Source organism: Saccharothrix sp. 6-C (genome assembly GCF_016695385.1).
Lineage (GTDB): Bacteria > Actinomycetota > Actinomycetes > Mycobacteriales > Pseudonocardiaceae > Actinosynnema > Actinosynnema texasense.
Genome location: NZ_CP064192.1, coordinates 4900533 through 4914128 on the forward strand (window position 1 = coordinate 4900533; position 13596 = coordinate 4914128).

Consider the following 13596-nt stretch of genomic DNA (forward strand, 5'->3'; position numbering starts at 1 on the left):
GACCGCTGCCGCTCAGCTGACACCGACCCATCCGAACTCCTGTCCCTCACCACGCGGACCACGCATCCGGGCCCGCGCCCGTCGCACGTCGTGCACCGCGCCCAGCGCCTCGTACCCGGCCAACGCCTCGCGGAACGCCGCGTCGGCCGCCGCCCGGTCGCCCCGTGCGGCGAGCAGCACCGCCGCGTCCTCCGACGCTTCCGCCAGCTCCACCGGCCGGCCCACTTCCCGGTACCGCGCCACCGCGGCCAGCACCGGCCGAGGGTCACCCGCGACCAGTCCCCGGCAGCGGGCTTCGGCGGTGGACGCCCGACCGGGGACCCGTTCCAGCGCGGCCTCCTCGACGCAGCCGGCCAGCGCGCGTTCGGCGATGTCCGGCCGTCCGGCGCGCAGGGCCAGCCGCGCCACGTCGGGCAGCCACTGGTGCCGCGGCACGAGGTGGCCGGGTTTCGGGGTCAGCAGGGGCTCGACGGCGGCGAAGGCCTCGTCGGGTCGTCCCGCGCGCTCGGCCAGCACCGCCCGTGCGACGAGCAGGAAGTCGCCGTGCTCCCGGTCGGCCGGGGTGACGGGCGGTCGGTCGGCGGCGGCCCGGAGGTGGTCCTCGGCCGACCGGACCCGGTCGCGCCGGGCGGCGATCAGCGCGGCCACGCCGTGCGCGAGGAGCACCGGGCCGCGTTCGCCGAGCGCGCGGCCCGGGTCGTCGCGCAGGGCGTCCGCCTCCGCGAGGGCCCGGTCCCACCGGCCGCGCCAGTAGTCCTGCGCGGCGGTGGTGACGTGCGGGCAGGTCGCGCCGGCGCGGGCCAGGTCGCGGGCCGCGCGCAGCACCTCGTCGGCTTCGTCGAGCCGGTCCAGGTTCTGCAGGGTGAACGCCTTGTCGTCGAGCAGTCCGAGCCGCAGGGGGCCGAGGTCGGGTCGCCCGTCGGTCAGGGCCAGCGCGCGGTCGACCCGTGCCAGCGCCTCCGGGTGGTCGCGGCGGACCGTGCTGACCTGCCACAGCCCTCGCAGCGCGTGTGCCGCGGCGAGGTCGTCCCGCACGTCCTCGCCGCGCCGCAGCGCGCGGCTCGCCGTCTCCTCCGCGGCGGCGACGTCGTCGAGGCCTTCCCGCTGCACCACGGCCAGCAGCGACTCCAGTCGCGCGCGCCACGGCGGCGGCACCGCGTCGTCGGCGACCGCCGCGCGCAACGCGTCCACGGCGTCGGTCGCCTGGCCGTCCCGGTGCTGGGCGCAGGCGAGGATCCAGCGCATCCCGGCGGCCCGGTCGGCGTCCCGGGTGCGGGCCAGCACGTACCTCGCGGCGGCCTGCGGGGGTCGGCCGAGCCAGAACATCAGGGTGGCCAGCAGGGCGGCCAGCCGTTCGCGGCGCTCATCATCCACAGTGGACTCGGCGATGACCGCGCGGAGCAGCCCGACGGTCGCGTCCGGCGCTCTGTCCGCGAGCACCACCGCGTTCGCGACCAACCAGTCCGCGGCCCGCTCGTCCACCGTGCCGGGTGCGGCGGCCAACTGCCCGACGACCAGTTCGACCGACGCGCCGGCCCCGGCGAGCGCGTCGGCGGCCTGGCGGTGCAGCGCGGCCCGGACACCGGCGGGCACCGAGAGGTGGAGCGCCTGCCGGACCAGCGGGTGGCGGAACGCGAGCTTCGGCCCGCCGTCGTCCAGGACGCCGGCGGCCGTCGCCTCCTCCACGGCGGCGAGGAGACCGCCGAGCGGGCGGCCGAGCGCGATGGCGAGGTCCCCGAGGGCGAACTCGTCGCCCAGCAACGCCGCCGAGCGCAGCACGTCGGTGGTGGTCGGGGTCAGGAAGCCGAGCCTGCGGGCCATCACCGACACCAGGGCGCGGGGCAGGTCATGGTCGACGTCCGACGTGGTCTCGGCCTGGCCGCCGGCCACCCGGACCGTGCCTTCGCGCAGCACGACGTCGACGAGGTCCTTGGTGTAGAGCGGGTTCCCGGCGGCCAGGGCGGTGAGGGCGCGCAGGCTCCGGCCGGGAGGCGCGCCGAGGCGCGTGGTCAGCAGCGCGGTGACGGAGTCGGCCGGGAGGGGGCCGAGTTCGACGACCCGGCCGCCGGAGCCCGCGACGGCGCGGCGCACCTGGTCCACGTCGGACCGTCGTGGCACCGGCCGGCCGGCGGCGACCAGCAGCAGCGGCCACTGGCGCACCACCCGCAGCAGGCGGTGCCACAGCAGGACGCTGGCCTCGTCCACCCACTGGAGGTCGTCCACCACGATCACCAGCGGCGCTTCGGCGCACAGCTCGTCGACCAGGCCCAGCATCCGCTCGATGACCAGCGGCACCGGGTCGTCGCACGCGTCGGCCGGGCCGCGCAGCGCGTGCGCCAGGGCGGCCCGGCGCGGGTCGGCGGAGGACTCGGTGACGTCGAGGCAGTCGAGCAGCACCCGCAGTGGGGTGCGCGGCCCGAACTCGTCGCCCGCCGCCCACGCGACCCGGCACCCGGCCTCGGCGGCGCGGGCGAGGCCGGTGGCCAGCAGGGCGGACTTGCCGATGCCCGGTTCGCCGCCGACCCAGACCGCGCCGCCCCGGCCGGCGAGCAGGTCGGCGACGGCCAGGCGCAGCGCGTCCGCTTCCTCGTCCCGTCCGACGAACACGGCCGGTTCGATCATGGGTGACGCGCCGACCCGCGGCGCGGGGACGTCGTCCGCCTTGTCCTCCAAGACGATTCGGTGCGCTTGTCGCAGTGCGACGCCCGGTTCGATGCCCAGTTCCTCCACGAGCACGCGCCGTGCGTCGTGGTAGACCTCCAACGCCTCCGCCTGCCGCCCGGCCCGGTGCAGGGCGGTCATGAGCAGTGCGCGCAGGCCTTCGCGCACCGGGTGCTCGCGGGTCAGCGCGGCGAGGTCGGCGATCACGTCCTCGTGCCGGCCGACGACCAGCGCCAGCTCGGCCCGCCGCTCGGCGGTGGCCAGCCGCAGCTCGCGCAGCCGGGACCGCTGCGACTCGGCGAACGGGCCGGGCACCCCGGACAGCGCCTCGCCCCGCCACAGCGCGTGCGCCTGCTCCAGCTCGGCCAACGCCAGCGCCGGTTCACGGTCGGCCAGCTCCCTGGCCCGTTCGCGGTGGCGTTCGAAGCGGTGCACGTCCACGCCGTCCACCGGCACGCGCAGGCAGTACCCGGACCCGGCCGAGGTGAGCACGACGCCGGCGGACCGCTTGGTCCGCTCCGGCTCGAACGCGCGGCGCAGCCCGGAGACGTAGGTGTGCAGGCCGGCGCCGGCCGTCGCGGGTGGCGCGTCGCCCCACACCCCGTCGATCAGCTCGTCCTTGGAGACCGCCTGCCCGGCGCGCAGCGCGAGCAGGGCGAACACCGCGCGCCGCCGGGCGGTGCCCAGGTCGACCTCGATCCCGTTGCGCCAGGCCCGGACCACGCCCAGCAGTTCCACCCTGACGGGGACAGCCGTCACCGCTTCCGCCCGCTGCGGCCGGCCGGCGGCGTCACGACACCCGCGCGGACCCGCCGCCGGCGCGGAAAGCGGGAAAACGGGGCGCATTCCACTGGGCGGGGAATGGCGTCCGCCGCGCATTCGATCGCCGACATCGGATCACCACACCCCTCGTCACACCGACCTTGCGGCAATCGGCCCATCCACCGAACGGGCACGATCCCACTTCCCAACATAGCCACGGGGAGCCACTCCTGGTCGCCAACAGTAGCGGTAAACGCGAACACCGCCGGAGGCGCGAAAGCCGGGTGGCAGAACACCGCGGTCACCGCATTGGCCGATGTCGCAGGCAGATCAGCCGGATCAGCCGCGCGGGTGATCCGACATCGCGAGCGTCCCATTTCGCTGCCCGCACTCTCGCGACTCCGCTCGACGGCGAGACCGGTGAATGCGCGTCCGCATCGGGCCGGTGCCCGCGCTGAAACCGCCGTGAAACCGCGGTGATCCGGCGCGGCGGCACTGTCGCCCGCATGACGAACCTCCCCACCGAGCCCGCGATCGCGGTGACCGGTCTGCGCCGGTCCTACGGCGACCAGGTGGTGCTCGACGGCATCGACCTGCACGTGCCCGAGGGCACCGTCTTCTCGTTGCTCGGCCCCAACGGCGCGGGCAAGACCACCGTGGTCCGGATCCTGTCGACCCTGATCCGCGCCGACTCGGGCGAAGCCAGGGTGGGCGGGCACGACGTGGCCCGCGAACCCGACCTGGTGCGGGCCGCGATCGGGGTCACCGGCCAGTTCGCCGCCGTGGACGACTTCCTCACCGGCGAGGAGAACCTGCTGCTGATGGCCGACCTGCACCACCTGGGCCGGGCCGAGGGCCGGCGGCGCGTGGCGGACCTGGTCGAGCGGTTCGACCTCGGCGAGGCGGCGCGGAAGGCGGCTGTGACGTACTCGGGCGGCATGCGGCGGCGGCTCGACCTCGCCATGGGCCTCGTCGGCGACCCGCGGGTGATCTTCCTCGACGAGCCGACCACCGGGCTCGACCCGCGCGGCCGGCGCGACGTGTGGCAGATCGTCCGCGACCTGGTGGCCGGGGGCGTGACGGTCTTCCTCACCACGCAGTACCTGGAGGAGGCCGACCAGCTCGCCGACCGGATCGCCCTGCTCGACCGCGGCGTGGTCGTCGCCGAGGGCTCCCCGGACGAGCTCAAGCGGCTGGTGCCGGGCGGGCACGTCGAGCTGCGGTTCGCCGACGACCGCGCCCTGGCCGAGGCGGCCGCCGCCCTGGGGGTCGCGCCGGAGCCGGCCGACGGGTCGTCGGTCCTGCGGGTGCCCGGCGACGGCGACGTCCGCTCGCTCAAGGTCCTCCTCGACCGCCTCGACACCGCGTCGGTCGACGTGGACGGGCTGGCCGTGCGCACCCCCGACCTCGACGACGTGTTCTTCGCGGTGACCGGCCGACCGGCCTCGACCACCGCCCCCACCTCCCCGGAAGCGACCGCCCGATGACCACGATCACCCTCGCCGTGCGCGACTCGACCACGATGCTGCGCCGCCAGTTGCGGCACATGGCCCGCGCCTGGTCCATGACGTTGATGCTGCTCGCCGTGCCGATCGTCTTCCTGCTGCTGTTCGTCTACGTGCTCGGCGGCACCCTCGGCGACGGCCTGGGCGGGTCCGGCGGGTCGGGCGGCCGCGGCGCCTACGTCGACTACGTGACGCCCGGCATCCTGCTGATCACCATCGTCGGGGCCGTGCAGGGCACCGCGATCTCGGTGGCGATCGACATGACGACGGGCATCATCGCCCGGTTCCGGACCATGGCCATCGCGCGGGTGTCCGTCCTGACCGGGCACGTGCTGGGCAGCGTGCTGCACACCCTGTTCAGCCTCGCCGTCGTCCTCGGGGTGGCCGTGCTCGTCGGGTTCCGGCCGAACGCGACCGGGGTCGAGTGGTTCGCGGTCGCCGGGGTGCTCACCGCGACCGCGTTCGCGTTCGCGTGGCTGGCTGTCGCCATGGGTCTGGTGACGAAGACCGTCGCGGCGGCGAGCAACCTGCCCATGCCGTTGACGCTGCTGCCGTTCCTCGGCAGCGGGTTCGTGCCGACCGGGTCGCTGCCCGCCGGGCTGCGGTGGTTCGCCGAGCACCAGCCGCTCACCCCGGTCATGGAGACGCTGCGCGGCCTGCTCCTGGGCACGCCGATCGGTGACGCCGCCGCGGTCGCGCTCGGCTGGTGCGCCGTGATCGCCCTGGTCGGGTACGCGTGGGCGAAGCGGCTCTACGACCGGGACCGCTGACCGGGGTCCGAGGCCTCAGCGGTCGGGCTGGGCCGGGCGTCCGCGCAGCAGGTCCAGCGCCGCCGCCCGGAGACCGGCCGGGTCCAGGGCGGCGTACGACGACACCGCCTCGTCGTACGCCGCCCGGTCGGCGCGTTCGGCGTCCGTCCGGACCGCGTCGGCGGACATCGTCGGGTGGAAGTCGCGCGGGAACCGGAAGCGCTCGGCCAGCGCGAGCATCCGGGCCGCCGACCGCGCGCGGCACGGGTCGCCGGCCCGGCGGGCGCGGGCGAGGTCCGCGGCGGCGACGGCCACCAGCAGGGTGCCGCAGGTCGCCTGCCCCGCCAGGACCGGCGGGGCGGTCAGCAGGTCGGTCAGCGGTCCGGGCAGCGCGTCGGCGACGTCGGCGACGAGGTCGAGCCGGTCGTGCCGGGCGTGCGCGACGACGGCCGTCGACCGCGCTTGCGCCGCCCACGGGTCCGAGTCGGGCAGGCCCGCGTCGCGGATCCGGTCCAGGGCCCGCCGCCACAGCCCCAGGCCCGGCTCCACCTCGCCGCGGGCGAACCGCACCTCGGCCCGGATGCCGAGGTCGTAGCCGACCGACGTGGTCTCCTCCTCGTCGAGGGCGACCCGCGTGAGCCCGGCCAACCACCGCTCGGCCTCGGCCGGGTCGCCGAGCTGGAGGTTGGCCAGCACGAGCCACGCCCGCACGCCGACCACGTCGACCCGGGCCCCGAGTCGCCGCAGCAGCGGCAGCGCCGCGACCAGGTGGTCGCGGGCCTGCGCGCCCCGGCCCGCGCGCAGGCAGATCTCGGCGATCCGGCCGTGCGCGAACGAACGCGGCCACGGCAGGTCGTGCCCGGTGAACACGTCGAGCGCCAGCCCCGCCGCCTCCAGCGCCGCGTCGACGTCGCCGACGGCTTCCCGGTGGTAGCTCGCGAAGGCGTTCGCGACGCCGGCCACCAACGGCTCGGCGCTGTCGCACAGCCGGCTCAGCCGCGCCGGGTCGCCCAGCGCGGCGACCACCCAGCCGACCGCCCGGACCACCGTGTCCGGCTCCGCCACACCGAGCCGGCGCAGCGCGACGACCGACCGCGACGGCCGCGGCCCCTCCGAGCCGAACGCGTACGCCGCAGCCACGGTCAGCGCGGTCCGGGTCACCTCGACGAACGCGGGCTCCGGCCGGTAGCTCGACAGGGGCGGGGAGGTCTGCCGCACCAGCGCCGTGAGCCGCGGGTAGTTCGACTCGAGGCTCCACCGGCCGCCGAGGACCGCGGTGACCGCCGCGACGGTGGGCCGGTCGTCGCGGTCGAGGGCCGACCGGAGCGCGTGCAGCAGGTTCTCCTGCTCCGCCTGGACCGCGGCGGCCGCGGCGTGGGGGTCGGCGACGAAGAGGTCCGCGTGCCCGGCCAGGCCGAACGCCCGCGCCCACCCCAGGAACGCGGTCGTCACGGCGTCGGTCTCCCCCGCCGCCGCCAGCCGCTCGGCGCTGAACTCCCGGACGGTCTCCAGCATCCGCAGCCGGGTGCCCGACGGGGTGTCGGACACCTTGATCAACGAGTGGTCGACCAGGTGCTCCAGCACCACGTCCGCCTCGCGGGTGGTCGTGGGCAGCGCGTCGAGCAGCACGCGGGCGGCGTCGGCGGTGAACCCGTCGGGGAACGTCGACAGCGCGCGCATCGCCGCCTGACCGGCCGGGTCCAGCAGGTTCCAGCTCCAGTCCACGACGGCGTGCAGCGCGTGGTGGCGGCGCGGCGCGTCCCGGGCCCCGCCGCGCAGCAGCGCGAACCGGTCGTCGAGCCGCCGGACGATCTCCGCCACGGACAGGACCCGCACCCGCGCGGCGGCCAGCTCGAGGGCGAGCGGCAGCCCGTCGAGGCGCCGGCACAGCTCCGCCACGTCCGCCTCGGGCAGGTCGACGCCCGGCCGCGCGGCCCGCGCCCGCTGCCCGAACAGCTCCGCGCTCGTCGCCAGGTCCAGCTCCGGCAGCGGGTACACCGACTCCGACGTCAGGCCCAGCGGTGTCCGACCGGTGGTGAGGACGCGTGGCTCGGCGGTCAGCGACACCAGGGTCCGCACCAGGTCGGCGACGCCGTCGACGACGTGCTCGCAGTTGTCCAGCACCAGCAGGGACGGGCCGGCGGCGAGCTTGGCCGCGATCGCGGCGACGTCGCCCGTGCCCGTGACGTGCCCGCCGGGTGTCCGGCGCCCGCCCACGCCGAGGGCCGTCGCCACCTCGTGGGCCACGTCGGCGGCGGCTGCGATGGCCGCCAGCGGCACGAAGGTCACCAACGGCGCCTCCGCGCGGCGGGCGACGGCGTGGGCGAGCCGGGTCTTGCCGAGGCCGCCAGGCCCGACGATCGAGGTCACGCGGGAGGTGCGCAGCAGCGCCTCCACGGCGGTGACGTCGTCGTCCCGGCCCAGCAGCGGGTTCGGCTCGTGCGCGACGCCGTGCCGGACCGCGGGCACGGCGCCCTGGAGCAGCCGCCGGTGCTCGGCCAGCAGCGCCGGGCCGGGGTCCGTGCCGAGCTCGTCGCGCAGCGCCCGCCGGTAGGTGTCGTAGCGGGCCAGCGCCGTGGCCGGGCCGACCGTCGCCGCCTCGCACCGCAGCAGCTCGACCAGCACCTCCTCGTCGCGCGGGCGTGCCGCCGCCACCTCCGCCAGCGGGCCCACCGCCTCGGCGGCTCGACCGAGGCGCGCCAGGGCGAGCGCACGTGCCCGGACCAGCGCGCGGTAGGTCGCGGTCCGCTCGGCGCGCAGAGCGTCGACCGGGCCCGTGTCGGCGCCGGGATCACCGGCCCACAACGCCAGGCCGGCGTCGGCGTGCGCGAGCGCCGCGGCCTGGTCGCCTGCCCGCGAGCACCGCGCGGCGTCCTCGGCCCGGAGCAGCACCGCCGAGCTGTCGACCTGCTGCTCGGTCAGCGCCAGCCGGTAGCCGGTCGGGGTCCGGGCGATCACGTCGGCGCCGAGCAGGGACCGGGCCCGCGACACGAGGACCTGCACGGCCTTGGACGGGTTCGCCGGCCGCTCGTCCGGCCACAGCCCGTCGGCCAGCCGCCCGGCGCCGCAGCCGGCGCGCAGCTCGGCGGCGAGCAGCGCGAGGAGACCGCGCAGTCGCGGACCGGCGATCTCCCGGCCGCGGAAGGACGCCCCGGACAGCAGGACGAGGTCGGGGGGCACGCCGCCAGCGTATCGACCCGGGCCGGGGCGGCTAGGACACCCGGCTCGACGCCCGCATCCGCAGTCGACGCGGCCGGATCACCGCCGCCGTCGCGGGCCGGACGTCCTCGTCGCCGGGCACGTGCGTCAACCGCCACCGGGCGACGATGGACGCCAGCGCCATCGTCGCCTCCATCAGGCTGAACCGGTCGCCGATGCACTTGCGGGCGCCGTTGGCGAACGGCACGAACGCGTGGCGCGCGGGTGTGCGGGCCGGGTCCCAGCGGTCGGGGTCGAAGCGGTGCGGGTCCGGGTGCAGGTCGGGGTCGTGGTGGATGGGGTACGGGCTGTAGGCCAGCACCGTGCCCGCCGGCAGCGGGTGCCCGCCCAGCTCGGTGTCGGCGGTGACCTTGCGGGTCAGGATGTACACCGGCGAACGCAGGCGCAGCGTCTCGGTGATCACGCGCCCGGTCAGCTCCAGCGCGGCCACGTCCTCGGGTCCGGCGGTCCGCCCGGCCAGCACGGCGTCCACCTCGGCGTGCAGGCGGCGTTCCACGTCGGGGTGCCGGGCGATCAGGTGCAGCGCCCAGGCGAGGGTCACGGCGGTCGTCTCGCTGCCGGCGAGGTGGAAGGTCAGCATCTGGTTGACGACCTCGTGGTCGGACAGCGTCCGGTCCGCGCCGGTGGACTCCTCGTCGTACCCGGCCAGCAGCGCGGACAGCAGGTCGCCCCGGTCGCCGCCCTCCTCCCGCCGGGTGCGGACGATCGCCTCGATCATCGCCCTGATCCGGGTGTGCGCCCGCTCGAACCGCACGTTGACCGGCAGCGGCAGCTTGGTGAGCGCCTTGGGCATCATCATGCGCGGCAGGACGTCGGCGGCGAGCACGTCCGCGTCCTGCTGCGAGCGCTTGAGCTCGGCGGGCGTCAGCGTGTCGGAGAACATGGTGGCGGTGAGCACGTTCGTGGCGAGCATGCCCATCTCGGCGGGCACGTCGAGGACCTGCCCGTCGCGCCACGCGCCGACCCGGTCGGCGATCTGCGCGGACATCGTGCGCCCGTACGCGTCGAACCGGCCGACGTGGAACGCGGGTTGCAGCAGCCGCCGCTGCCTCCGGTGCTCGTGGTGCGGGCAGGTGGACAGGTTGTTGCCGACCACGTCCCGCACCCGGTCGGCGAACGGGCCGCCCTTGTCGAACGTGCGGTCGTCGCGGAACATCCGCTGCGCCAGCTCGGCGTCGCAGACCACGACCGCCTTGACCGGCCCGAGCGCGATCCGGACCAGCGGGCCCTGGCGGGCGAGCGAGCCGAGGAACGCCAACGGGTCGCGCATCATCGGCCAGGCGTGCCCGATCAGCGGCAGCCGACCTCGTGCCATGGGAATCCGCGTTGCCGAGTCCACTGGACGCACCTCCCGCGCTCCACCTCATGGTGGCGGTCCCGTCGCGGTCAGTCGACTACGGTTTGCCGATCGAGCCGTTCACACAGCGCGGTTCGCCATTCGGTCGGCGACCGGATCGGGCGGAGAAGTCGCGTGGACCGAATGGCGCGGACTCGCGTGACGGCTTTCCCGGTGCGGCTCGCGCCGGTGCGCCCCATGCGTTGTGCGGTCGACACCACCCGTGCGCGCACCGGATTGTTCCCGCTATTCGCGGCATGGCGGAAAGCCCTGCAATTCGGTTTTCCGCCCGGGTGTGCCGTCGACGACCGGGACACCCGGGCGACCTGGAGGCCCGATCGGCGGCGGGGTGACGTCAGCGCAGGCTTCGGAGGTAGCCGTGCTCCAGCAGCCACTTCACGTTCAGCCGCTCCGGTGCGTCCGGCACGAGCTCGCCGCGCAACTGGTACTGGAGGCCGCCCCCGGACTGCGCGAACCACGGCGCGATGGGTCCCGCGTCCACGGTGAAGTCCCTGAGGACGACGTAGATGTGGTAGTTGCAGGCCGCCGCGGGCACGCCGACGAGGCTCTGCGGCGGGATCGAACGGGCGGTGTACGGCAGGCCGTCGGGCGCGAGGAACCCGCCGTACTCGCTGCCGTAGCGATCGATCCACTCGCCTTCGTCCAGGGTCTCCTGCCACTTGATCGGAAGGCCGTCCGGGCCCACCTCGTAGCCGTCCTCCGGCGGGTAGCGCCACGAACCGGTCGCGTCGTCGTAATAGGTGTCCAGGAACTCCTCCTCGGAGAGGTCCCCGGTGCGGCTGTACCCGGCCAGCTGCCGGGCGACCTCGCCCACCACGGGCAGTCGCTCGGGCCCGAGCCGGCGGTCGCCGTGGTACAGCTCCTCGGAGCACTCGCTGGGATCTTGCGGCTGCGCGTGCGCGGACGGTGCGGCGACCAGGGCGGCTGCCAGCAGGATGGACGACACGGCGGTGGCGAACTTGGCGAACCCTCGCATCCGACGACCTCCTCGTGCTCGACGGTCGGACGCGGCGAACGCTAGCGCCGTCCACGGCCCGGTGGAGCGGCCGACGGCGGGTTCACCCGATCCAACACCCCGCGCGTAATCCGGTCGAGCACACGGTTTCGCTGTGTAGTGGCCCTTGGCGCGTGCCCGGGGTGCCGGCCGTCCCAGGCCACGCCCGCGATGATGGACCGGTGGGCGTGCGGTGGTTGGCCACGCTGGAGGAGACGCCGGGGCCCGAGCACCGCGGTGACCTCACGACGGCCATCGCCTTGTACGGAGCCACCTTCGACACCTGCACGAGGTTGCTCGGACCGGACCGGGTCGAGCACCTTCGTACTGCGCAACAACCTCGCCAACGCCCGCCTGACCTCCGGCGACCTCCGCCGGCGGTGCCCCGAGGCCGGCGCGGCGGCCCGGACCCGCGTGCTAGGCCCCGACCACCAGCCTGTTCACCGCCGCCCTGGCCGACTGCCGGGAGGCGTTGGGCTCGGACCACCCGGTCACCCGGGGGCTCGTGACCGGGTGACGGGCCATCACCGGGACGTGACAGTCCACTGTCGGCGACGGGAGGCGGCCGATCACTCGACCGGGCCGTCCTGCCCGATGTCGAGGCCGTGGCCGCTGTCCCCGGAGTCGATCATCCGGGTGCTGCGGTCCAGGTGACGGGAGCCTTTCGCCCACCCGCTTGACGCAGGCACGGCCGCGCTGCCAGCATTGAGACCGATGTTTGCGTAAACATTTCGTGCGGGACGGTGACGGTGCCCCGTCCCGGGAGCTCGCCGGCGCACGGATCAGCCCACACCGGGCGCCGGCCGTTCGATCCCTGTGGTGGGCCGGACAAAGGAGTCCAGATGTCCCGCTTGTCCCCGAGGCGGTGGCGCGCGGTGTTGACCGCCGCGGCCGTCGGTTTGGCAACCCTGCTGCTACCCGGTGGCACGGCGCACGCCGCGCCCGTCACCGTCGACGTGGGGGTGCAGTTCACCGACACGAGCGGCAACCTCGTCCAGGCGCACGGCGGTGGCGTGATCAAGGTCGGCAGCTACTACTACTGGTTCGGCGAGAACCGGCACCCGGACAACCTGTTCCGCGCCGTCTCGGTCTACCGCTCGACCGACCTGAAGACGTGGGAGTTCCGCAACAACGTCCTCACCCAGAACAGCCACGCGGAGCTGCGCACCTCCTGGGTGGAACGACCGAAGGTCATCTACAACGCCTCCACGGGCCAGTACGTCATGTGGATGCACTGGGAGAACGGGCAGAACTACGGCGAGGCGCGAGCGGCCGTGGCGTACTCGTCCACTGTGGACGGGAACTACACCTACCAGGGCAGCTTCCGGCCGCTCGGGCAGCACATGTCCCGTGACATCACGCTGTACAAGGACGACGACGGCACGGCGTACATGATCTCGGCCGCGCGGGAGAACTACGACCTGCACATCTACCGGCTCAACGCCGACTACCGGGGTGTCGCCCAGCTGGTCGGCAACCCGTGGCCGGGCGGGCACCGCGAAGCGCCTGCGTTGTTCAAGCGCAACGGCGTGTACTTCATGCTCACGTCCGGCGCCACGGGCTGGTCGCCGAACCAGGCGAAGTACGCCACCGCCACCAGCGTGTCCGGTCCCTGGAGCGCGATGCGCAACGTGGGCGACTCCACCACGTACCGCTCCCAACCCGCCTACGTGCTGCCGATCCAGGGCACCCAGACGACCTCCTACCTCTACCTGGGCGACCGCTGGGCGGGGGCCTGGAACGCGCCGGTCGGCGACTCCAGCTACGCCTGGCTCCCGATCACCTTCTCCGACAACACCACCATGAACCTGTCGAACGCCGGTCAGATCGTCATCGACACGGCCGCGGGCACGATCACCACCGTGGCCCTGACCTACAACCGGATCAGCGTGCGGCACTCCGGCAAGTGCCTCGACATCGCCAACGCCGGCGGCGCCGACGGCGCGGCCCTGATGCAGTACCCGTGCGGCAGCGGGCAGAACCAGCAGTTCCGCCTCCAGTCCGCGGGCGGGAGCTACTACCAGGTGATCGCCCGGCACTCCGGCAAGTGCCTGGACGTGAGCGACGCCGCCACGGCCGACGGCGCGGCCGTCGTGCAGTGGAGCTGCAACACCGGCCAGAACCAGCAGTGGTCCCTCGTGGACGCCGGGTCCGGCTACTCCCGGCTGGTCGCGCGGCACTCCGGCAAGTGCCTCGACCTGCCGGGCAGCTCGCAGGACAACCTGCAGTTCAAGCAGTACCCGTGCGGCAGCGGGCAGAACCAGCAGTTCCAGCTGACGCGCGTCTGAGCCGGCCACCGCCGGGTGCGCCCGCCCCTGTCCCGACCGGCGAGCGGTCGGGGCGGGGGCG

The 13596-nt window shown here is 74.9% G+C and carries 7 protein-coding genes; 3 read left to right on the forward strand and 4 right to left on the reverse strand.

Going from position 1 to position 13596, the window contains the following annotated elements:
• Positions 1-12: 12 nt before the first annotated feature.
• Positions 13-3420, reverse strand: a complete 3408-nt coding sequence (locus IOD16_RS20455) for a BTAD domain-containing putative transcriptional regulator (protein WP_201435713.1) — start codon at positions 3418-3420, stop codon at positions 13-15.
• Positions 3421-3929: 509 nt separating this feature from the next.
• Between IOD16_RS20455 and IOD16_RS20460 the strand changes: the two genes are divergently transcribed.
• Positions 3930-4910: an ATP-binding cassette domain-containing protein gene (locus tag IOD16_RS20460; protein WP_201435714.1), complete on the forward strand. Its 981-nt coding sequence runs from the start codon at positions 3930-3932 to the stop codon at positions 4908-4910.
• Positions 4907-5698 (forward strand): ABC transporter permease, encoded by a 792-nt coding sequence (locus IOD16_RS20465; RefSeq protein WP_201435715.1) that lies wholly within the window; start codon positions 4907-4909, stop codon positions 5696-5698. The genes IOD16_RS20460 and IOD16_RS20465 overlap by 4 nt, the downstream gene beginning before the upstream one ends.
• Positions 5699-5713: 15 nt before the next feature.
• On the opposite strand, the gene IOD16_RS20470 is transcribed toward IOD16_RS20465, so the two are convergent.
• The 3 genes from IOD16_RS20470 to IOD16_RS20480 all read right to left on the reverse strand — a co-directional run bounded on the left by IOD16_RS20470 (position 5714) and on the right by IOD16_RS20480 (position 11229).
• The gene (locus IOD16_RS20470; RefSeq protein ID WP_201435716.1) at positions 5714-8857 is read right to left on the reverse strand and encodes an ATP-binding protein; all 3144 of its coding nucleotides are present in this window, start codon (positions 8855-8857) and stop codon (positions 5714-5716) included.
• Between the two features lie 31 nt (positions 8858-8888).
• Positions 8889-10211, reverse strand: a complete 1323-nt coding sequence (locus IOD16_RS20475) for a cytochrome P450 (RefSeq protein ID WP_201435717.1) — start codon at positions 10209-10211, stop codon at positions 8889-8891.
• A 376-nt stretch (positions 10212-10587) separates the two neighbouring features.
• Positions 10588-11229: a TNT domain-containing protein gene (locus IOD16_RS20480; RefSeq protein WP_201435718.1), complete on the reverse strand. Its 642-nt coding sequence runs from the start codon at positions 11227-11229 to the stop codon at positions 10588-10590.
• Between the two features lie 860 nt (positions 11230-12089).
• Here IOD16_RS20480 and IOD16_RS20485 point away from each other — a divergent pair.
• Complete coding sequence (locus IOD16_RS20485) at positions 12090-13535, forward strand: RICIN domain-containing protein (RefSeq protein WP_201435719.1); 1446 nt, start codon at positions 12090-12092, stop codon at positions 13533-13535.
• Positions 13536-13596: the final 61 nt, after the last annotated feature.

Bases quoted from the DNA above. Each gene is read 5' to 3' on its own strand.
- IOD16_RS20460 (WP_201435714.1), top strand. From the start codon at position 3,930: ATGACGAACCTCCCCACCGAGCCCGCGATCGCGGTGACCGGTCTGCGC.
- IOD16_RS20465 (WP_201435715.1), top strand. From the start codon at position 4,907: ATGACCACGATCACCCTCGCCGTGCGCGACTCGACCACGATGCTGCGC.
- IOD16_RS20475 (WP_201435717.1), bottom strand. From the start codon at position 10,211: ATGGCACGAGGTCGGCTGCCGCTGATCGGGCACGCCTGGCCGATGATG.
- IOD16_RS20480 (WP_201435718.1), bottom strand. From the start codon at position 11,229: ATGCGAGGGTTCGCCAAGTTCGCCACCGCCGTGTCGTCCATCCTGCTG.
- IOD16_RS20485 (WP_201435719.1), top strand. From the start codon at position 12,090: ATGTCCCGCTTGTCCCCGAGGCGGTGGCGCGCGGTGTTGACCGCCGCG.